Consider the following 21,844-nt stretch of genomic DNA (forward strand, 5'->3'; position numbering starts at 1 on the left):
GTGGGTCATGATATTCGGACATATTGCACAGCCAAATCCATGTCGCCTGCCGCTGGCGATAGAAAAGGCGCTTAATTTTCTGCGTACCACGGATTTCACCACCCTGGCGCCGGGCGTGATCGAAATTGAAGGCCGCAACATTTTTGCCCAGGTTCTCGACCTCACCACAAAGGAGCAGCACGAGAACCGCCCTGAAGTCCATCGCCGCTATCTGGATATCCAGTTTCTGGCCTGGGGCGAAGAAAAAATCGGTATTGCTATTGATACCGGGAATAACAAAATCAGCGAATCATTGCTGGAACAACGGGATATTATTTTTTATCACGACAGCGAACATGAGTCATTTATCGAAATGATACCTGGCAGTTACGCCATATTTTTCCCGCAGGATGTGCATCGTCCTGCCTGTATTAAAAACAAGGGATCCGCAATTCGTAAAATTGTGGTGAAAGTGGCCATCAGCGAATTAGATTAATTTTCTGATAAATACAGGAATGCGAAATGACCAACACCGGTTTTATTATTGGTGCGTACCCCTGCGCACCTTCGTTTCACCAGAAAGGGGAGCAGGAAGAACACGCCTTCTGGCGGGAACTTTCCGACACGCCAAATATTCGCGGGCTGGAACAACCTTGCCTTGAAAACCTCCATCCGTTTGGTGATGAATGGCTGTTTCGTCATACGCCGGGCAACTGGCAGATCGTTGTCACAGCCGTTATGGAAACCATGCGCCGCCGCGGCAGCAACGGCGCGTTTGGCCTGGCGTCCGCGGACGAAGAACAGCGTAAAGCGTGCATTGAATATTACCGCCATCTGCATCAAAAGATTGATGCCGTTAATACCCGCTTTCCCGGGAAAGTGATCGCTCTGGAAATGCAGGCCGCACCGCAGGCGGGTAATGATTCTGTCGAGCAAGCGACAGAAGCATTCTCCCGCTCGGTACGGGAAATCGCGAGCTGGGACTGGGGCTGCGATCTGGTGCTGGAACACTGTGATGCGATGACCGGTCCGGCGCCGCGTAAAGGGTTCTTGCCCTTAGAGCAGGTGCTGGAGGTTGTGAAAGAGACCGATATCAGCGTCTGTATCAACTGGGCACGTTCGGCTATCGAAGGTCGCAATACCACCCTTCCACTGGAACATGTTCAGGCGGCACTCGCTGCCGGGAAACTGGGGGCGCTGATGTTTTCGGGCACGACCCCTCACGGTGAGTATGGAGAATGGCAGGATCTGCACGCGCCGTTTTCTTCGTTCTGCGCCGACAGTCTCATGTCCACTGAACATGTAAAAACGCTATTTACTGCGGCGAGCGCCGCAACATTGAAATTCTCCGGTATTAAATTACTGGAAATCAATGCTAATGCTGACGTCAGCCATCGCATCGCTATTTTGCGCGACGGCATTAGCGCTATGAATAAAGCATCACAATAAAAATAAAGAATACATTTTCCGGTTACCTTCACTGAGATATTAACTATGAATATTTCTTCTAATGCTCTACACGCGGACATTCCGCGCCAGCGCTGGCTAAGGATCATTCCCCCTATTCTTATCGCCTGCATTATTTCCTATATGGACCGCGTAAATATAGCTTTTGCGATGCCCGGCGGTATGGATGAAGAGCTGGGCATTTCCGCCACGATGGCGGGCCTGGCGGGGGGGATCTTTTTTATCGGCTATTTGTTCCTGCAAGTTCCCGGCGGCAAAATTGCCGTGCACGGCAGCGGTAAGAAGTTTATCGGCTGGTCGCTGGTTGCCTGGGCGGTGATCTCGGTTCTGACCGGGCTTGTAACCAACCAGTATCAGCTGCTGGTGCTGCGCTTCTTACTCGGCGTGGCGGAAGGCGGGATGCTGCCCGTTGTGCTCACGATGATCAGTAACTGGTTCCCGGATGCCGAGCGCGGCCGCGCCAACGCGATTGTGATCATGTTCGTGCCCATCGCCGGGATCATCACCGCCCCGCTGTCGGGATGGATTATTACCGCCCTCGACTGGCGCTGGCTGTTCATTATTGAAGGTCTGATGTCCGTTGTTGTGCTGGTGCTGTGGGCATTCACCGTCTATGACCGCCCGCAGGAAGCACGCTGGATCTCAGAGGCCGAGAAAAACTACCTGGTACAAACCCTGGCGGCAGAGCAGCAGGCCATTGCGGGTAAAGAGGTGAAAAACGCCTCGCTCAGCGCGGTGCTGTCTGACAAAACCATGTGGCAACTGATCGCCCTCAACTTCTTCTATCAGACCGGCATTTACGGTTACACCCTCTGGCTGCCCACCATTCTTAAGGAGCTGACGCACACCAGCATCGGTCAGGTGGGAATGCTCGCCATTCTGCCTTACATCGGCGCCATTGCCGGCATGTTCCTGTTCTCTTCGCTCTCTGACCGCACCGGCAAGCGCAAGCTGTTTGTCTCCCTGCCATTGATTGGCTTTGCGCTCTGCATGTTCCTCTCCGTGGCGCTGAAAGAGCACACCTGGCTGGCCTATGCCGCGCTGGTGGGCTGTGGCTTCTTCCTGCAATCCGCAGCGGGGGTGTTCTGGACCATCCCGGCGCGTCTGTTCAGCGCTGAGATGGCGGGTGGCGCTCGCGGCGTGATCAATGCCCTGGGCAACCTCGGCGGGTTCTGCGGTCCTTATGCGGTAGGCGTACTGATCACCCTGTACAGCAAAGACGCAGGCGTTTACTGCCTGGCAGTTTCGCTGGCGCTGGCATCGCTGCTGGCCCTGCTGTTACCGGCGAAATGCGATGCCGGAGCAGAGCCCAACCCCACGGTGAACTCGCATAAGCGTGCGGCCTGAGGCCCTCACCTGACCCACTAAACCAAACCGTAGGCCGGGTAAGCGAAGCGCCACCCGGCAATTAAGCGAGAAGACGATGAGTGAAAAAGAGCCCTTCTGGCTGGGTATCGATTGTGGCGGTACTTATCTGAAAGCCGGTTTATACAACAGCCAGGGCAAAGAAGTCTGTATTGAACGCCGCTCAGTGGCCACGCTCAGCCCACGCGCCGGGTACGCCGAGCGGGATATGCACCAGCTCTGGCAGCACTGCCACAAAACCGTCGCCCTGCTGCTTAAAAATTCAGGCGCTGACGGCGGTCAGATCAAAGGCGTTGGCATTTCAGCCCAGGGCAAGGGGCTGTTTCTGCTCGATAAACAGGATCGCCCCCTGGGTAACGCCATACTCTCCTCCGATCGCCGTGCGCTGGAGATCGTGCAACGCTGGCAGCAGGACGGTATACCCGAAAAGCTCTATCCGCATACTCGCCAGACGCTGTGGACGGGGCATCCGGCCTCGCTCCTGCGCTGGGTTAAAGAGAACGAGCCGCAGCGGTATCAGCAAATCGGCAGCGTGATGATGGCGCACGATTACCTGCGCTGGTGTCTGACCGGCGTCAAAGGCTGCGAAGAGAGCAACATCTCGGAATCCAATCTCTACAACATGAATACCGGGCAGTACGATCCGCAGCTCACGCGCTGGCTCGGCATCAGCGACATTGACGGTGCCCTGCCACCCATTATCGGTTCAGCAGAAATTTGCGGGGAAATCACCGCTCAGGCAGCCGCACTGACCGGTCTCACGGCGGGTACTCCCGTCGTTGGTGGACTGTTTGATGTGGTTTCCACCGCGATCTGCGCCGGGCTGCATGACGAACATACGTTGAATGCCGTAATGGGGACCTGGGCCGTAACCAGTGGGATTGCCCACGGCATCCGCGACAACGAGCCGTTCCCCTACGTCTATGGCCGCTACGTCCATCCGCAGCAGTTCATCGTTCATGAAGCCAGCCCCACCTCGTCCGGCAACCTGGAATGGCTGACGGCCCAATGGGGCGATATGTCATTCGATGAGATTAACCACGCCGTGGCCAGCCAGCCAAAAGCTGAAAGCGATGTGTTCTTCCTGCCTTTCCTCTACGGCAGCAACGCCGGGCTGGAGATGACCAGCGGTTTCTATGGTTTGCAGGCGCTGCATACCCGCGCGCACCTCCTCCAGGCGGTTTATGAAGGGGTGGTATTCAGCCACATGACCCACCTCAACCGTATGCTCGAACGCTTTCCCCGCGTGCAGACCCTGCGCGTGACGGGCGGCCCCACCCATTCGGACGTGTGGATGCAGATGCTCGCGGACGTCAGCGGCCTGGCGATTGAACTCCCCCAGGTGGAAGAGACCGGCTGTTCCGGTGCGGCGCTGGCCGCGCTCGTCGGTACAGGCCTCTATCCCGATTTTTACGCCGCTCAGCGCGCTCTCAGGCATGACATCCGGATGATTGAACCTGACATGCGTGCCCATGCCGCCTACCAGCGCAAATATCACCGTTACCAGCTACTGATTTCAGCATTACAGGGCTATCACGCCCGTGTTAAGGAGTACGACCTATGAGCCGACCATTATTGCAGCTGGCGCTCGACCACACCTCGCTTCAGGCCGCGCAGCGCGATGTCGCGACGCTTTCCGATCACGTCGACATCGTCGAAGCCGGCACCATTCTATGCCTGACCGAAGGGCTAAACGCTGTTCGCGCCCTGCGCGCGCAGTGTCCGGATAAAATTATCGTGGCGGACTGGAAAGTCGCCGATGCCGGAGAAACGCTGGCTGAGCAGGCGTTTGGCGCAGGCGCAAACTGGATGACCATCATCTGTGCCGCCCCGCTGGCCACCGTTGAACGTGGCCACGAGGTCGCACTGCGCGGCGGCGGCGAGATCCAGATGGAGCTGTTTGGCAACTGGACGCTGGACGACGCGCGCGCGTGGCATCGCATCGGGGTGAAGCAGGCGATTTACCACCGCGGGCGCGACGCACAGGCCAGCGGCCAGCAGTGGGGTGAGGCGGATCTCAGCAAAATGAAGGCGCTGTCCGATATCGGTTTGCAGCTTTCTATAACTGGCGGTATCACCCCCGCTGACCTGTCGCTGTTTAAGCAGATCAACGTCAAAGCCTTCATTGCCGGGCGCGCGCTGGCAGGCGCCGATAATCCGCCGCAGGTGGCACAGGCATTCCATTCGCAAATCCGCGACATCTGGGGAGAGTAACCATGCGTCAGCATCCGTTAGGCATTTACGAAAAAGCGCTGCCAAAAGATCTCTCCTGGCCGGAGCGCCTGGTTCTGGCAAAAAGCTGCGGCTTCGATTTTGTGGAGATGTCGGTGGATGAGACCGACGAGCGTTTATCGCGCCTTGAATGGAGTACCACGCAGCGCGCCTCTCTTGTGGAAGCGATGCTGGAGACCCGCGTGGCCATCCCGTCGATGTGCTTGTCTGCCCATCGTCGCTTCCCGTTTGGCAGCCGCGATGAAATCGTGCGCGAACGCGCCCGCGAGATCATGACCAAAGCCATCCGGCTGGCCCGTGATTTGGGTATTCGCACCATCCAGCTTGCGGGTTATGACGTGTACTACGAGGAACACGATGAGGGCACGCAACAGCGCTTTGCCGAAGGGCTGGCGTGGGCCGTAGAGCAGGCTGCCGCCGCGCAGGTAATGCTGGCGGTAGAGATCATGGACACTGCGTTTATGAACTCCATCAGCAAGTGGAAAAAGTGGGACGACATGCTCGCCTCGCCGTGGTTCAGCGTTTACCCGGACGTCGGCAACCTGAGCGCGTGGGGCAACGACGTCACCGCCGAGCTGACGCTGGGCATTGACCGCATCGCCGCTATCCACCTGAAAGATACCCGGCCCGTTACCGAGCAAAGCCCCGGACAGTTCCGCGACGTGCCGTTTGGCGAGGGCTGCGTCGATTTCGTTGGCGTGTTTAACACGCTGAATCAACTTAATTATCGCGGCGCATTTCTGATTGAAATGTGGACCGAGAAAGCCAAAGAGCCGGTGCTGGAGATCATCCAGGCGCGCCGCTGGATTGAAGCCCGAATGCAGGAAGGAGGCATGACATGTTAGAACAACTCAAAGCCGAGGTGCTGGCGGCAAATCTCGCCCTGCCCGCCCACCAGCTGGTGACGTTCACCTGGGGCAACGTCAGCGCGGTTGACCGTGCCAGCGGCATGATGGTGATCAAACCATCCGGCGTGGAGTACGACGTGATGACCGCAGAAGATATGGTGGTGGTAAATATCGCCACGGGTAAAGTGGTCGAGGGGAGTAAAAAGCCCTCCTCCGACACCCCGACCCATCTCGCGCTGTATCGTCGTTACCCGGAAATTGGCGGCATTGTGCATACCCATTCCCGCCACGCCACCATCTGGTCGCAGGCGGGGCAAGATTTACCCGCGTGGGGAACGACGCACGCGGACTATTTTTACGGTGCGATCCCCTGCACGCGGCTGATGACCACGGCTGAAATCGCGGGTGAATATGAATACCAGACGGGGGAAGTCATTATCAAAACCTTCGAGGAGCGCGACATAAGCCCGATGCAGGTCCCGGCGGTGCTGGTTCATTCTCACGGCCCGTTTGCCTGGGGCAAAGACGCTGCCGATGCGGTACACAATGCCGTGGTGCTGGAAGAGTGCGCCTATATGGGGCTTTTCTCGCGCCAGCTTGCACCTCAGCTTCCGGTTATCCAGCAGGAATTGCTGGATAAGCATTATCTGCGCAAGCATGGCGCAAATGCCTATTACGGCCAGTGATCATCCGGAATTAATATGCTCTTTACAGTACCGCCGTTTCCAGACGGCGGGCGTTAACCCGGTATGTTTTGAGAATATTTGCCGGAAATAACCCACGTCATTAAAACCGCACCGGGCGGCAACTTCAGTTAATGAGGCCGCATCGTTCAGCAGCAGTTTTTCAGCGGCCCTGACGCGCTGGCGGTGAATTGCCTCCGTCAGGGTTAAATGAAACGTCCGACGAAATACTCGCCCCAGGTAATCTGCGTTGCAGTGCAGCTCTTTTGCCAGCTGCGAAGTGGACAGGGGCAAATGAAAGTGCGTGCGGATAATCTGCTTGGCCTTCCACGCCATTGCCGCGCCCGCATCATCCGCTTTATCTTCATATCCCGGCGAGAGCGATATCTGCTGCAAAATTAACAGCAAAATTATCTCCAGCGCCTGGCTACGCTGTAATTTTTCCTGCTCGCTTAAAAACTGACGGAATAACGCAATAACATATTGCGGATCCCGCACGCTACAGTGTTGCTCAATCGACAGCGGCGTCGCGCCTGGCAACACCGGCAAGCGTTCATCCACCTCAAAATGCAGCCAGTAAAATTTGAGATCGCCCGGAAAATCTTCCACGCCGACATGCCGCCGCTTCGGCCAAAGTAACAAACTCTCGCCAGCGTTTACCTCAAACAGCGTATTTTCCTCCTGGATCGTTAATGTCCCTTTTTCGACAAAAATTATCTCCCACGAAGATAATTTTCGTGCGGGATGACGGCCCACGCCCCGGGAGATAAATAACCCGCCATTTTGAACTCTAATCGGAAGTGCTATGGATAATTCAAGCATGGATATTCATTTTTCCGCTTTTTTGGTGGCTAATATTTTCTTTATCCCTTGATTATTAATAAATATCAGCAGAACGGCTCGATCAAACTCACAGTTTCACCATCAGGTCGGAATCGTCACCTTTTTATACTTTTCCCTTCCCTTGTTGGTCTGCCCGTTGAATGCAGAATAAATGGGGTACCTTGCACAAATACGATAAAAAATCGTTTATCGAGGAGTTACCCCATGACTTCCACACCGATTACAGACGCAGAAGTTGCAAAACAGGCAGCCGATGACCGGCTGTCAGTCCGCGAGAAAATTGGCTACGGCCTGGGCGACGCGGGCGGCACGGTAATTACCTGCCTGATCATGAACTTTCTGACCTTTTTCTATACCGATGTATTTGGCCTGACGCCCGCGCTGGTGGGCACGCTGTTTATTGCCCTTCGGGTATTTGACGCGATTTCCGATCCGGTGATGGGCGTGATTGCCGACCGCACGCAGAGCCGCTGGGGGCGTTTTCGTCCCTGGCAGCTGTGGGTCGCGCTTCCCATCGGGATCGTCGGCGTGCTGACCTTCACCGTCCCGGACGCCAGCATGGGCGTGAAAATCGCCTGGGCGTTCGGCACCTATCTGTTGCTTTCAGTGGGCTATACCGCCATCAACGTGCCATATTGCGCGCTGATCAACACCATGACCACCCGCCACAACGAGGTTATATCCTGCCAGTCCTGGCGCTTCGTACTGTGCGGCGTGGCGGGCTTTCTGGTCTCCGTTGGCCTGCCGTGGCTGGTGTCAGAGCTGGGACAGGGCAATACCGCCCGGGGTTATCAGCTGGGCGTCGGCGTGCTGTGCACCATCGCCGTGGTGATGTTCCTGTGCTGCTTCTTCTGGGTGCGCGAGCGCGTCCCGCTTGCGCTGATGGGTAAATTCACCCTGCGCGAGCACCTGACGGGCCTGCGGAAAAACGATCAGCTGCTGTTGATGCTGGTGATGTCGTTTCTGCTGATCAACGTCTTCAACATTCGCGGCGGCGGATACATGTACTTCATCACCTACGTGCTTCAGGGCAGCACGGCGTACACCTCGCTGTTTTTCACCATGGTGACCTTTGCCGCTATTCTGGGCGCGGTGATCGTCAGTCCGCTGTCGCGGCGGATTGATACCATCAAACTCTACTACTACACCAACCTGATACTCGCTGCGCTTGCGGTGGGAATGTGGTTCCTGCCGGATGGCCCGGCGCACCAGACGCTCTGGTTGATCGTGATTTTAAGTAACGGCGTGATCCTGGGCTTCACCCTGCCGCTGCACTTCTCGCTGATGGCCTTTGCCGATGACTACGGCGAATGGAAAACCGGCGTGCGCTCATCGGGGATGAACTTCGCCTTCAATCTGTTTTTCATCAAGCTCGCGTGGGCATCCAGCGCCGGGATCATCAGCCTGGTGTTTATTGCCGTGGCCTATCAGCCAGGCGCAGGTAACCAGACACCCGCCTCATTGCAGGGCATCACCGCCATGGAGACGCTGCTTCCTGCCCTTTTCCACCTGCTGCTGGCGGTCGCTATCCGCTGGTGCAGGCTTAACAATCCCGTGATGTCGCGCATTGCCACCGATTTGCGCCAGCGTCATTTACAGTCCTGAGGAGAACGATATGACCATAATGGAAGCCGACCTGCATCAGCTGAAAATCAACGACCCGTTTCTTGGTCAGTACCAACGGCTGGTCCGCGATGTGGTGATCCCCTACCAGTGGGATGCGCTTAACGATCGCGTGGCGGAGGCCGAACCCAGCCACGCCATCGCCAACTTCCGCATTGCGGCCGGTCTGGAACAGGGGGAGTTCTACGGGATGGTCTTTCAGGACAGCGACGTGGCGAAATGGCTCGAAGCCGTGGCGTGGTCGCTGTGCCAGAAGCCGGATGCTGAACTGGAAAAAACCGCCGACGAGGTGATCGAGCTGGTCGCAGCGGCGCAGTGCGAAGATGGCTATCTCAATACCTATTTCACGGTGAAAGCACCGGCCGAGCGCTGGACCAATCTGGCCGAATGCCACGAACTGTACTGCGCCGGACATATGATTGAAGCGGGCGTGGCGTATTTCCAGGGAACCGGAAAATGCCGCCTGCTGGACGTGGTGTGCAGGCTGGCGGATCATATCGACAGCGTGTTTGGCCCGGGCGAAAACCAGCTGCACGGTTACCCTGGCCACCCGGAAATCGAGCTGGCGCTGATGCGGCTGTACGACGTCACGCAGGAGCAACGCTATCTCAATCTGGTGAAATACTTTATTGAGGAACGCGGCGCGCAGCCTCACTTCTACGATATCGAATACGAGAAGCGCGGCAGAACGTCATACTGGAACACCTATGGCCCGGCGTGGATGGTCAAGGACAAAGCCTACAGCCAGGCGCATCTGCCCCTTGCGGAACAACAAACGGCCATCGGCCACGCCGTGCGTTTTGTCTATCTGATGGCGGGCATGGCGCATCTGGCGCGCCTGAGCAGCGACGAGGGGAAACGTCAGGATTGCCTGCGGCTGTGGAACAACATGGCACAGCGCCAGCTGTACATCACCGGCGGGATTGGCTCCCAAAGCAGCGGCGAGGCGTTCAGCAGCGATTACGATCTGCCCAACGATACGGTCTACGCCGAAAGCTGCGCCTCCATCGGCCTGATGATGTTTGCCCGCCGGATGCTGGAAATGGAGGCGGACGGCCACTACGCCGACGTGATGGAGCGCGCGCTGTACAACACGGTGCTGGGCGGCATGGCGCTGGACGGTAAGCATTTCTTTTATGTGAATCCGCTGGAAGTGCACCCGAAAACCCTGGCCTTTAACCATATCTATGACCACGTCAAACCGGTGCGCCAGCGCTGGTTCGGCTGCGCCTGTTGCCCGCCGAATATTGCGCGCGTGCTGACCTCGCTGGGGCACTACATTTATACCGTTCGCCCGGACGCGCTGTTGATCAACCTGTACGTGGGAAACGACGTCGCCATTCCGGTTGGGGATAACATCCTCCAGCTGCGGATTAGCGGGAACTATCCGTGGCATGAGCAGGTGAAAATCGAGATTACCTCACCAGTTCCGGTGACTCACACGCTGGCCCTGAGGCTGCCGGACTGGTGTGCGGAACCGGCTGTTTCGCTCAATGGTCAGGCCATTACAGGCGAGGTCTCCCGTGGATACTTATACCTCAACCGAAGCTGGCAGGAAGGCGACACGCTGACGCTGACGTTACCGATGCCGGTCCGCCGCGTGTACGGCAACCCGCAGGTGCGCCAGCAGGCGGGGAAAATCGCATTGCAGCGTGGACCGCTGGTTTACTGCCTGGAAGAAGCCGATAACGGCGCAAATCTGCATAACCTTTCTTTGCCCCAGGACAGCGCGTTTCGGGTTTTCGAAGGCAAAGGCATTTTCGCGCACAAGATGCTGATACAGGCGGAAGGGATCGGGTGTCAGGCGAAGGGCACTGATGCCCTGTGGCAGTACGACCACTCGCCGGTAGAACGTCAGCCCCGGACGCTGACCTTTATTCCGTGGTTCAGCTGGGCAAACCGGGGAGAAGGGGAAATGCGGATATGGGTGGATGAAAGCTGAATAACTGCGGCCTGTTGCCCTCACCCCAGCCCTCTCCCACGGGAGAGGGAGTTAAAAAGTAGGCCGGGTAAGGCGAAGCCGCCACCCGGCTTTAACCCGGCTCAGGTCACCCTACCCGGAACGACCTGAGCCCGGAGATTAAAACAGCCCCAGCGGTTTATCGGAGTAGCTGACCAACAGACATTTCGTTTGCTGGTAGTGCTCCAGCATCATCTTATGGGTTTCACGCCCGATGCCCGACTGTTTGTAGCCGCCAAATGCCGCATGAGCCGGATAGGCGTGATAGCAGTTTGTCCATACGCGTCCGGCCTGAATGCCGCGGCCCATTTTATAGGCCAGATTACCGTTACGACTCCAGACGCCCGCCCCCAGGCCATACTGCGTGTCGTTGGCGAGCTCCAGCGCCTCGTCCATGGTTTTAAACGTGGTGACGGCCAGCACCGGTCCAAAAATTTCCTCCTGGAAAACGCGCATGTTGTTCTTACCGAACAGGATGGTCGGCTCAAGGTAGTAACCCTCCTGCAAATCGCCGCCCAGCACCTTACGACGACCGCCGGTCAACACATCGGCCCCCTCTTTTTTACCGATATCAATATAGTTGAGGATGGTTTCCAGCTGGCCATGCGATACCTGCGCTCCCATCTGGGTGACGTTATCCAGCGGATTACCGCTGCGAATCGACTCCACGCGCCGGATCGCCCGCTCCATAAAGCGCTCATAAATGGATTCCTGCACCAGCGCGCGGCTCGGACAGGTGCAGACTTCACCCTGGTTGAACGCGAACAGCGCAAACCCTTCCAGCGCTTTGTCGAAGAAGGCGTCCTCTTCATCCATCACGTCGGCAAAGAAGATGTTCGGCGATTTCCCGCCCAGCTCCAGGGTGACCGGAATGATGTTCTGGGTCGCGTACTGCATGATCTGCTGACCCACTTCCGTTGAGCCGGTAAACGCCACTTTGGCAATACGCTTTGAAGTAGCCAGATATTCGCCGATCTCTCCCCCGGCCCCGTTGACCACGTTAATGACCCCCGGCGGCAACAGGTCGCCAATCACCTCCATCAGCAGCAGTACCGAAAGCGGCGTTAAGCGTGCAGGTTTCAGCACCACGCAGTTACCCGCCGCCAGCGCGGGCGCCATTTTCCAGCTCGCCATCAGCAGCGGGAAGTTCCACGGAATAATTTGCCCCACCACGCCGAGCGGCTCGTGGAAGTGATACGCCACGGTATCTTTGTCAACTTCACTTATTCCCCCCTCCTGGGCACGAATGCAGGACGCAAAATAGCGGAAATGGTCAATCGCCAGCGGCACGTCCGCCGCCATGGTTTCCCGGATCGGCTTGCCGTTGTCCCACGTTTCCGCGGTCGCCAGCAGCTCCAGATTCTGCTCCATCCGATCGGCGATTTTGAACAAAATGGCCGCTCTGTCCTGAACGGACGTTTGTCCCCACTTATCTTTCGCCTTATGCGCCGCATCCAGCGCTAAATCGATATCCCGCTTGCCCGAACTGGCAATTTCACACAGCGGCTGGCCGGTAACGGGCGTCAGGTTGGAATAGTACTCACCGTCGACGGGCGCCACCCAGTCGCCGCCGATGAAGTTGTCATAGCGGGGCTTCAGCTTAAGAGGAAAACCATACTCGCCTGGCTGGATACGCGATGAGGGAGGATTGTTTGTCATGACCGTCTCCTTGCAGTAGGTGTACAACAAGGGTAGTTCCGGCTGGTGATTTTCTCGCCAGTCGGTAACGGGTTTACGAGCCGTATCACGGATTACCGTACTTTACGTTTCGTTTCTGCCGCCGGAGCCATACTTAATAGCTCAGGGGCTCATGAGGAACAATGCAATGCAGCTATTTATCGGCTTTGACGTGGGCGGAACCCACATCAAACACGGCGTGATCAACGAAAACGGCGAAGAACTGACATCCGATGAATATGATACGCCTGACGATGAAAGCACCTTCAAACAGAAGTGGAAAGCGGTGGTGGATAAGTACCGCCAGGAGCATGAGATCGTCGGCATCGGCGTGAGTTTTCCGGGCCACATCAATCACCATACCGGCGAAGCGGCCAAGGCCGGGGCGCTGGATTACCTTGACGGTGAAAACCTGTGCGAGCTTTTCGCACAGCTGACCGATCTCCCCGTAACAACCGAAAATGACGCCAACTGCGCGGCGCTGGGCGAACGCTGGCAGGGCGCCGGTAAGGATTATGAGCATTTTGTCTGCATCACCATCGGCACCGGCATCGGCGGCGGTATCGTCATGGAGGGCGATCTCTACCGTGGGTCGCACTACCGGGCGGGTGAGTTTGGCGTGCTGCCCGTTGGCAACAACGGCGAGCCGATGCACGAAGTGGCGTCCGCCAGCGGCCTGATGAAAGCCTGCCGCCGCGCGCTGGCCGTGTCGGAAGATGAGATGCCTGACGGTGAGGAGCTGTTTAGACGCATGGACAGCGACGTGCATCTGCGTGAGGCCATAGAAGAGTGGGCGCATTTCCTCTCGCGGGGCATCTACAGCGTGATCTCCATGTTTGATCCGCAGGCGGTGCTGATTGGCGGCGGCATTAGCGAGCAGGAGAAAATCTATCTCCTGCTGGATAAATACCTACAGCGATTCGAGGAGTGGGAAGCGCTCCGGGTGCCCATCCTTCCCTGCGAGCTGGGTAACCAGGCGGGAAGGCTGGGTGCGGTCTGGCTGGCTAAGCAGAAGCAGGCGCGCAGCGCTTAACGCTTAGGGAAATAACTGCGCGTCGCGTAGCACATGGTCATTGCCACGACGACGCGTAAACCCGATGCGGTTGAAATACTCCAGGATCTGAATCGCCAGTTTGCGTCCTACGTTCAGCCGATCGCGGAAGTCTGCGGCGCAGGTTGATCCGCGCGCCTGATCCAGCTCCCGGATCAGGTTCGCAAATGCCACGATCCGATCGTTGCGGTAATAACGATCTTTCACGATCGCCACAATCATCCCCTGCTGCGCCGCATGGCGCAGTACCTGACGCATCAGCTGCTCATCGGTATTGGTTTCACGCGCCAGATCGCGCACCCACCACGGTTCATCGCCAAACAGCGCCGCCACTTTTTGCCAGACCGCGTCCTGCTCAGCGGTAAAACCGGCCTTGTGCTCCGGCAGGTGCAGCCAGCCGTGATGACTTGCAATCACGCCGCTTTCACGCATGTTTTCAATCAGCAACAGCACCAGCGCGTCGTCTTCCATGGGCAACGCCATGCGCCGCAGACGTTCACGGCCCGGGCCGGGCTCATCCTGATGCTGTTCATGGTAGGTCGCCAGCGTGCTCAGCACTTTGCGCTGCCAGCGCGCCGCCACCGGCGCGTTCAGCAGGCTGTTGCCGGCCTGAATAAAACCTGGCTCCTGCGTCAGAAGACGCAATCCTTCGCTGCTGAGCTGGCGCGCCCAGGCGAACGCCGCCAGATCCACCGCACCACGCTCAAGGTGGATATCTAACGCAGACTTATCATCGCGGGCCTGGGCCAGTGCGGCCAGCCACTGTAAATACTCGGGCTTACGCTTGCCGCGACGGGGCGGATCCAGCATGACCACGCGCGCGCCCGCCAGCGTTTCCCGCGCCGAAATATCGCGCAGAACCAGGCGGTCGTTATCCGCCAGCCAGAGCGGGGAGTCGAACACCAGTTCGGCGAGATCGTTTTCCAGCAGCGACACGCGTCCGGTGATGTGGCTGGCCGCGTGGTGGATATGCAGCGGCTGCCACTGGGTCAGCGGCGTGTGGGTCTGGAGTGAAACGATGATCCGTTCAGAAGGCTCCGGCGGCGCGTCGGCCAGCAGCCAGTCGCCGCGGTTAAGCTGGTCTTTTTCGGCATCACCGGCAATATTCAGGGCGATACGCTGCCCGGCATGGGCCTGTTCCACCGGCTGGTTTTGCGCGTGAAGCCCGCGCACGCGCATCGGTTTGTTCACGCCCGTCAGCCACAGGGTGTCGCCCACGTTCACTTCGCCGCTCAGCGCGGTACCGGTCACCACCAGCCCAGCCCCTTTCACGGTAAACGCCCTGTCGATCGCCAGACGGAAGCGGTGATGGCTGGCCTGTTTACGAGACGGGATCTGCTGCAAATGGTCACGAAGAGCGTCGATACCGCGGCCTTCTGTCGCCACTGTGACAAACAATGCGGCATCCTTAAAACCGTATTCACTCAGCGCCGTCAGCACCTCTTCACGCACCTCGTCGATACGCGCCTCATCCACACGGTCCGCTTTGGTGAGGGCGACGGTCAACTGCGGGTTTCCCGTCAGCTGGAGGATCGCCAGATGCTCGCGCGTTTGCGCCATCACCCCGTCATCGCACGCGACCACCAGCAGGGCGTGATCGATCCCGCCCACGCCCGCGAGCATATTGGAAAGAAACTTCTCGTGGCCGGGCACGTCGATAAAGCCCAGCACGCGACCGTCGGGCTGCGGCCAGTAGGCGTAACCCAGGTCAATGGTCATGCCGCGCTTTTTCTCTTCCGGCAGGCGATCGGCATTCACGCCCGTAATGGCCTGCAATAACGTGGTTTTGCCGTGGTCAACATGACCGGCGGTGGCAATAATCATTTCAACATCATCTCCAGAAACCGCACTTCATCTTCCAGACAGCGTAAATCCAGCCACATGCGCCCGTCACCGATCCGGCCAATCACCGGCGTCGGTAATGCGCGCCAGCGCGCCGACAGCGCCTCAAGCTGGCTTCCGCGTCCGTCGCGCGGGGTGAACGTCAGCGCTTCGCTCGGTAACCTGTCCACCGGCAGCGAGCCGCTGCCAATTTGCGACAGGCAAGGCTCGATACGAACGTCAAACTCAGGGTAATGAGGAGCAACCTGCGGCAGTAGCGCTTCCGCCTGCGCGCGAATGGAGGCCGCATCACGGCTCAGCAAACGCAACGTGGGCAGGCGGTCAGCCAGTTTCTCCGGGTGGAGATAGAGCCGCAGCGTGGCTTCCAGCGCGGCCAGCGTCATTTTATCGGCACGCAGGGCGCGCTTCAGCGGGTGCTGCTGTAGCTGCGCAATCAGCTCGCGCCTGCCGACGATAATCCCCGCCTGCGGCCCGCCCAGCAATTTATCACCGGAGAAACTGACCAGGCTTACGCCCGCGGCAACCATTTCCTGCACCATGGGCTCTTTCGGCAGACCGTACTGGCGCATATCCACCAGCGACCCGCTGCCGAGATCGGCAATCACCGGCACGTTTAGCTCGCGCCCGATGGCGGCCAGTTCGGCCTCTTCCACCGTTTTGGTGAAACCCTCAATGTGGTAATTGCTGGTATGCACTTTCATCAGCAGGGCGGTGTTTTCATTCACCGCCGCGCGATAATCTTTTGCATGGGTACGGTTGGTTGTGCCCACTTCATGCAGCGTGCAGCCCGCCTGGCGCATGACATCCGGAATACGAAACGCCCCGCCGATCTCCACCAGCTCGCCGCGAGAGACGACAACCTCTTTTCCGCTCGCGGTGGCCGCCAGCATTAACAGCACCGCCGCCGCGTTGTTATTCACAATGCAGGCATCTTCCGCGCCGGTGATCTGGCAGAGAAGATCCGCCAGTGCGCGATCGCGATGCCCACGCCCGGCGCCGTCCAGATCGTACTCCAGCGTCACCGGCGAGCGCATGGCACGGGTGACGGCCTCTGTTGCCTCTTCGGCCTGCTGTGCCCGGCCCAGATTGGTGTGCAGAACCGTGCCCGTCAGGTTAATAACCGGGCGCAACGCGCTTTGCCCGTGCTTGCTCAGCCTGCGTTCAACTTCCTGCTCCCACGCCACGCACCAGCCGGGTAGCGCGTTCTCAGCCTGAATATGGCGACGCGCATCGTCCTGAAGCTGGCGTAGCATGTCGACCGTTGCAGTATGGCCAAACTGCTCCAGCACCGCAGTGATGCGCGGGTCACGAAGCAGACGATCGGTAGCGGGGATCTGGCTGTAGAGGGAATGATGAGTAGTCATGAATGCGCCTGGCGAGTAAATATCTTCCCCCCTCCCGACGGGAGAGGGAGTTAACATGTGGGGGGATTGTACCGCCTCCCGCCAGGAAGTGTTATAACCCGCATCAAGCCTTTGGCGGTTCAGTCCGGGCAAAACTTTCGCGCTGGAAGAGCGTCTCCGCCAGTTTGACCAGCAGCGGACGATCCACGCACCAGCCCGGCGAGACGCGGCGGAAATTGAGGTAGCCAATGGCGCAGGCGATGGCGATCGTCGCCAGATTCAGGCTATCGCTCTGAATTTTCCCGTCGCGGATCAGCTGTTCGCACATATCCAGGCTGCGGCTGATTTTTTCGCGCTGGCGTAGCAGCTCATTTTCTGACTGCTGGGCGGCGGGCCTTGCCTGCTCGCGTACGGACGTCAATGCCGCATCCATAATGCCATCCGCCAGGGCTTCAATTTGCTTCATCACCAGCGCTGCTTTTGGGTCCGCCGGCAGCATGGCTGGCGCAACGCCAAGCAGTTCGATGTACTCCGCAATGATCGGGGAATCAAACCAGTAGTCGCCCTCGTCCGTTACCAGCGCCGGGACTTTCCCCAGCGGGTTGTACTGCGCAACGCCGTTCTCTGCGTTGTAGGGCTGTTCATTCACGAATTCAAATTCAATCCCTTTCTCCAGCAGGAGAATCGAAATCTTACGCACGAAAGGACTGGTATAACTGCCGATGAGTTTCATTGCTTATCCTTAATGCCCACAAAGAGGTCAGTATGGATCAAGCCGTGGAAAAAGGCAGGTGTGCGTATCGCATTCCTGCCATGAGGGGATACGGGAGAAATCTGCATAAAAATATTTTGTGAATCAAATCACAATCTGGAAACAAACAACCAACTTAACATTGTGATGCAAATCACAAAACGCCGCCCATTATGGCGTATTTCTGAGCGATGTATTTTTTTTACACACTCATTTTGTGATCGCGATCACTTCATTAATATCCTCACCCCCTACATTCATGTGATTCAGATCACACAAAATTTCACTGTCTGGACAGTTGAACGATTCAGTGCCAGATTTCACAGCATCAGAACAGGGCCCGGCTACCTCTGCCGCCGCACATTAACGATAAACCTCGGGCCACAAGCCTAAGCGTAAACATAAGAAGGGGTGTTTTATGTCATCCGATTTCAAGATCAAAGTGCAAAGCTTTGGTCGTTTCCTCAGCAACATGGTGATGCCAAATATCGGCGCGTTTATCGCGTGGGGTATTATCACCGCATTATTTATTCCGACAGGGTGGTTGCCTAACGAAACGCTGGCAAAACTTGTTGGCCCAATGATTACCTATCTCCTGCCACTGCTCATCGGTTATACCGGTGGTCGTCTGGTGGGCGGTGACCGCGGTGGCGTCGTGGGGGCCATCACAACCATGGGGGTGATCGTCGGTGCGGATATGCCGATGTTCCTCGGTGCGATGATTGCCGGTCCTCTGGGCGGCTGGGCGATCAAGAAATTTGACGTCTGGGTTGATGGCAAGATCAAATCCGGCTTCGAAATGCTGGTGAACAACTTCTCTGCGGGCATCATCGGGATGATCCTCGCGATTCTGGCGTTCCTCGGCATTGGCCCGGCGGTTGAAGTGCTGTCCAAGCTGCTGGCCGCGGGCGTTAACTTCATGGTGGCGCACGACATGCTGCCGCTGGCGTCTATCTTTGTTGAACCAGCGAAAATCCTGTTCCTGAACAACGCCATCAACCACGGTATCTTCTCACCGCTGGGTATTCAGCAGTCACACGATCTCGGCAAGTCCATCTTCTTCCTGATTGAAGCGAACCCGGGTCCGGGTATGGGCGTTCTGCTGGCATACATGTTCTTTGGTCGCGGCAGCGCGAAACAGTCTGCTGGCGGCGCGGCGATCATTCACTTCCTGGGCGGTATTCACGAAATTTACTTCCCATATGTGCTGATGAACCCACGTCTGATCCTGGCCGTTATCCTTGGCGGTATGACCGGCGTGTTCACCCTGAGCGTGCTGGGCGGTGGTCTGGTGTCTCCTGCTTCTCCAGGCTCTATCCTGGCGGTGCTGGCGATGACCCCGAAAGGCGCCTACTTCGCGAACATCGCGGCGATCTGTGCGGCCATGGCGGTCTCCTTCGTGGCCTCCGCTATCCTGCTGAAAACCAGCAAGGTGAAAGAAGACGACGATATCGAAGCGGCAACCCGTCGTATGCATGACATGAAAGCCGAATCCAAAGGCGCAACGCCGCTGGCGGCGGGTGATGTCTCTAACGACCTGAGCCACGTGCGTAAAATCATCGTGGCCTGTGATGCCGGTATGGGCTCCAGCGCAATGGGTGCGGGCGTACTGCGGAAGAAAGTGCAGGATGCGGGTCTGACCAACATCTCCGTCACCAACAGCGCGATTAACAGCCTGCCGCCGGACGTTGACCTGGTGATCACGCACCGCGATCTGACCGAACGCGCTATGCGTCAGGTACCGCAGGCACAGCACATTTCCCTGACCAACTTCCTCGACAGCGGCCTGTACGCCAGCCTGACCGAACGCCTGGTGGCGGCGCAGCGCCATGAAGATAACGAAGTGAAAGTGCGTACCAGCCTGCAAGACAGCTTCGACGAGAGCAACGCGCATCTGTTCAAACTGGGCGCTGAAAACATCTTCCTTGGCCGCACGGCGACCAATAAAGAAGAGGCCATTCGCTTCGCCGGTGAGCAGCTGGTGAAAGGCGGCTACGTTCAGCCTGAGTACGTTGAGGCGATGCTGGAACGCGAAAAGCTGACCCCAACCTACCTGGGTGAATCCATCGCGGTTCCGCACGGTACGGTGGAAGCCAAAGACCGCGTGCTGAAAACCGGCGTGGTGTTCTGTCAGTATCCTGATGGTGTGCGCTTCGGTGAAGAAGAGGACGACATCGCCCGTCTGGTGATTGGTATCGCCGCTCGCAACAACGAGCATATCCAGGTGATTACCAGCCTGACCAACGCGCTGGATGACGAAACGGTTATTGAGCGTCTGGCCAACACCACCAGCGTTGAAGAAGTTCTGGCCCTGCTGAACAAGTAACAGCGCCTCTTCCCTCTCCCCCCGGGGAGAGGGCTAGGGTGAGGGGAAAACGTTCCTCACCCCAGCCCTCTCGGGTAAAAACATTGATGAAGGTTAACACTATGAAAGCATTACATTTTGGCGCAGGTAATATTGGTCGTGGCTTTATCGGTAAACTGCTGGCAGACGCGGGCATTACCCTGACATTCGCCGATGTGAATCAGGTGGTTCTGGATGCCCTGAATGCCCGTCATAGCTATCAGGTTCACGTGGTGGGTGAAAACGAACAGGTTGAAACGGTCTCTGGCGTCAACGCGGTAAGCAGCATTGGCGACGACGTGATTGACCTCATCGCGAGCGTTGATCTGGTCACCACCGCCGTGGGTCCGGTGGTGCTTGAGCGCATCGCCCCGGCGGTTGCGAAAGGCCTGGCGAAACGTAAAGCACAGGGCGTTGAAACGCCGCTGAACATCATCGCCTGTGAAAACATGGTGCGCGGCACCACGCAACTGAAAGGCCACGTTCTTGCGGCCGTCGCCGACGAAGATAAAGCCTGGGTTGAAGCGCACGTCGGTTTTGTGGACTCCGCCGTGGATCGCATCGTTCCGCCGTCAGAATCCGCCACCAACGACCCGCTGGAAGTGACCGTGGAAACCTTCAGCGAGTGGATCGTTGATAAAACCCAGTTTAAGGGCGCGCTGCCGACCATTCCGGGAATGGAATTAACCGATAATCTGATGGCATTTGTCGAACGTAAACTCTTCACGCTGAACACCGGGCATGCTATAACCGCGTACCTCGGAAAATTGGCCGGTCATCAGACGATTCGTGACGCGATCCTCGATGAGAACATCCGTGCGGTGGTCAAAGGGGCAATGGAAGAGAGCGGCGCGGTGCTGATCAAACGCTACGGTTTTGATGCTGATAAACACGCAGCATACATCCAGAAAATCCTCGGTCGTTTTGAAAACCCGTATCTGAAAGATGACGTTGAGCGCGTGGGTCGTCAGCCGCTGCGTAAACTAAGCGCGGGCGACCGCCTGATTAAACCGCTGCTGGGCACGCTGGAATACGGCCTGCCGCACGCTAACCTGGTGAAGGGCATCGCTGCCGCCATGCACTACCGCAGCGAGCAGGACCCGCAGGCGATTGAGCTGGCTCAGCTGATTGATGACAAAGGCGCGCAGGCTGCGCTGGCGCAGATCTCCGGTCTGGATGCCAACAGTGACGTAGTTGCGGAGGCGGTCAGCGCATACAACGCAACCAAATGATGCAGAGTCCGGCGCAGGTTAGCCTGCGCCCGAATAACAGATTGTCAGATATGCAGGCAATAATGGAACAAACCCAGGCCTTTGAAAATCGTGTGCTTGAGCGTCTGAATGCTGGCAAAACCGTACGGAGTTTCCTGATTGCCGCCGTCGAGCTGTTAACCGAGGCGGTGAACATTCTGGTGCTTCAGGTGTTTCGCAAAGACGACTACGCGGTAAAGTATGCTGTAGAACCGTTACTGGACGGAGACGGACCGCTGGGCGATTTATCGGTACGGCTGAAGCTGATTTACGGTCTTGGCGTGCTGAACCGCCAGGAGTATGAAGACGCCGAGCTGTTAATGGCGCTGCGCGAAGAGCTCAATCATGACGGTAATGAGTACACCTTTACCGATGATGAAATACTGGGGCCCTTCGGCGAACTGCACTGCGTATCCGCGCTCCCTCCCGCACCTCAGTTTGATAACAGCGACCCTGAGCTGTACGCGATGCAAAAGCTGCGTTATCAACAGGTTGTGCGCTCCACCATGGTGCTTTCCCTGACTGAGCTGATTTCTAAAATCAGCTTAAAAAAAGCGTTTCAGAAGTAAGCCCGCACACATTGGTG

At 57.6% G+C, this 21,844-nt stretch carries 18 protein-coding genes; 13 read left to right on the top strand and 5 right to left on the bottom strand.

What is annotated here, in order from left to right; all coding sequences use genetic code 11:
* Positions 1-7 precede the first annotated feature (7 nt).
* From ACOTWU_RS21675 to araD, 7 genes are all read left to right on the top strand, one after another.
* On the top strand, positions 8-475 hold the full coding sequence (locus ACOTWU_RS21675; protein WP_015572753.1) for a YhcH/YjgK/YiaL family protein: 468 nt from the start codon (positions 8-10) through the stop codon (positions 473-475).
* A gap of 26 nt (positions 476-501) precedes the next feature.
* Positions 502-1,428: a DUF4862 family protein gene (locus ACOTWU_RS21680; RefSeq protein WP_126499279.1), complete on the top strand. Its 927-nt coding sequence runs from the start codon at positions 502-504 to the stop codon at positions 1,426-1,428.
* Positions 1,429-1,473: 45 nt separating this feature from the next.
* Positions 1,474-2,793, top strand: coding sequence for an MFS transporter (locus ACOTWU_RS21685; protein ID WP_017382592.1), 1,320 nt, complete (start codon positions 1,474-1,476; stop codon positions 2,791-2,793).
* A 76-nt stretch (positions 2,794-2,869) separates the two neighbouring features.
* A complete protein-coding gene (locus ACOTWU_RS21690; protein WP_126499280.1) occupies positions 2,870-4,375 on the top strand; it encodes an FGGY-family carbohydrate kinase in 1,506 nt (501 codons plus the stop codon).
* Entirely contained in the window at positions 4,372-5,025 is a 654-nt protein-coding gene (gene ulaD, locus ACOTWU_RS21695) for a 3-keto-L-gulonate-6-phosphate decarboxylase UlaD (RefSeq protein WP_017693795.1), read from the top strand. Before ACOTWU_RS21690 ends, ulaD begins: the two co-directional genes overlap by 4 nt.
* Before the next feature lie 2 nt (positions 5,026-5,027).
* Entirely contained in the window at positions 5,028-5,888 is an 861-nt protein-coding gene (locus tag ACOTWU_RS21700; RefSeq protein WP_048246700.1) for an L-ribulose-5-phosphate 3-epimerase, read from the top strand.
* A complete protein-coding gene (araD, locus tag ACOTWU_RS21705) occupies positions 5,882-6,577 on the top strand; it encodes an L-ribulose-5-phosphate 4-epimerase (protein ID WP_048246698.1) in 696 nt (231 codons plus the stop codon). The genes ACOTWU_RS21700 and araD overlap by 7 nt, the downstream gene beginning before the upstream one ends.
* On the opposite strand, the gene ACOTWU_RS21710 is transcribed toward araD, so the two are convergent.
* Positions 6,578-7,396, bottom strand: coding sequence for an AraC family transcriptional regulator (locus ACOTWU_RS21710; protein ID WP_023295603.1), 819 nt, complete (start codon positions 7,394-7,396; stop codon positions 6,578-6,580).
* Between the two features lie 225 nt (positions 7,397-7,621).
* Here ACOTWU_RS21710 and ACOTWU_RS21715 point away from each other — a divergent pair, with 225 nt between their 5' ends.
* Both ACOTWU_RS21715 and ACOTWU_RS21720 read left to right on the top strand, forming a co-directional pair.
* The gene (locus tag ACOTWU_RS21715) at positions 7,622-9,022 is read left to right on the top strand and encodes an MFS transporter (protein ID WP_126499281.1); all 1,401 of its coding nucleotides are present in this window, start codon (positions 7,622-7,624) and stop codon (positions 9,020-9,022) included.
* Positions 9,023-9,032: 10 nt separating this feature from the next.
* A complete protein-coding gene (locus ACOTWU_RS21720) occupies positions 9,033-10,982 on the top strand; it encodes a beta-L-arabinofuranosidase domain-containing protein (protein WP_252049384.1) in 1,950 nt (649 codons plus the stop codon).
* Between the two features lie 138 nt (positions 10,983-11,120).
* On the opposite strand, the gene aldB is transcribed toward ACOTWU_RS21720, so the two are convergent.
* Positions 11,121-12,659, bottom strand: a complete 1,539-nt coding sequence (gene aldB / locus ACOTWU_RS21725; protein WP_006808612.1) for an aldehyde dehydrogenase AldB — start codon at positions 12,657-12,659, stop codon at positions 11,121-11,123.
* A gap of 166 nt (positions 12,660-12,825) precedes the next feature.
* On the opposite strand from aldB, the gene ACOTWU_RS21730 reads away from it, so the two are divergent.
* Entirely contained in the window at positions 12,826-13,710 is an 885-nt protein-coding gene (locus ACOTWU_RS21730) for an ROK family protein (protein WP_015572761.1), read from the top strand.
* Between the two features lie 3 nt (positions 13,711-13,713).
* Here the strand turns inward: ACOTWU_RS21730 and selB are convergent, their stop codons facing one another.
* The 3 genes from selB to ACOTWU_RS21745 form a co-directional block, all read right to left on the bottom strand.
* Positions 13,714-15,552, bottom strand: coding sequence for a selenocysteine-specific translation elongation factor (selB, locus tag ACOTWU_RS21735; RefSeq protein ID WP_047731287.1), 1,839 nt, complete (start codon positions 15,550-15,552; stop codon positions 13,714-13,716).
* The gene (gene selA / locus ACOTWU_RS21740; protein WP_023304616.1) at positions 15,549-16,934 is read right to left on the bottom strand and encodes an L-seryl-tRNA(Sec) selenium transferase; all 1,386 of its coding nucleotides are present in this window, start codon (positions 16,932-16,934) and stop codon (positions 15,549-15,551) included. The genes selB and selA overlap by 4 nt, the downstream gene beginning before the upstream one ends.
* Before the next feature lie 103 nt (positions 16,935-17,037).
* Positions 17,038-17,646, bottom strand: a complete 609-nt coding sequence (locus ACOTWU_RS21745; protein ID WP_045339422.1) for a glutathione S-transferase — start codon at positions 17,644-17,646, stop codon at positions 17,038-17,040.
* Positions 17,647-18,082: 436 nt separating this feature from the next.
* Between ACOTWU_RS21745 and ACOTWU_RS21750 the strand changes: the two genes are divergently transcribed.
* The 3 genes from ACOTWU_RS21750 to mtlR all read left to right on the top strand — a co-directional run bounded on the left by ACOTWU_RS21750 (position 18,083) and on the right by mtlR (position 21,827).
* On the top strand, positions 18,083-19,990 hold the full coding sequence (locus tag ACOTWU_RS21750) for a PTS mannitol transporter subunit IICBA (protein ID WP_015572764.1): 1,908 nt from the start codon (positions 18,083-18,085) through the stop codon (positions 19,988-19,990).
* Positions 19,991-20,091: 101 nt separating this feature from the next.
* Entirely contained in the window at positions 20,092-21,240 is a 1,149-nt protein-coding gene (mtlD, locus tag ACOTWU_RS21755) for a mannitol-1-phosphate 5-dehydrogenase (protein ID WP_038416916.1), read from the top strand.
* Positions 21,237-21,827, top strand: coding sequence for a mannitol operon repressor MtlR (mtlR, locus tag ACOTWU_RS21760; protein WP_015572766.1), 591 nt, complete (start codon positions 21,237-21,239; stop codon positions 21,825-21,827). The genes mtlD and mtlR overlap by 4 nt, the downstream gene beginning before the upstream one ends.
* Positions 21,828-21,844: the final 17 nt, after the last annotated feature.

The sequence above is a fragment of the Enterobacter cloacae complex sp. GYL001 genome (assembly GCF_049237125.1).
Classification (GTDB): Bacteria; Pseudomonadota; Gammaproteobacteria; order Enterobacterales; family Enterobacteriaceae; genus Enterobacter; species Enterobacter hormaechei_C.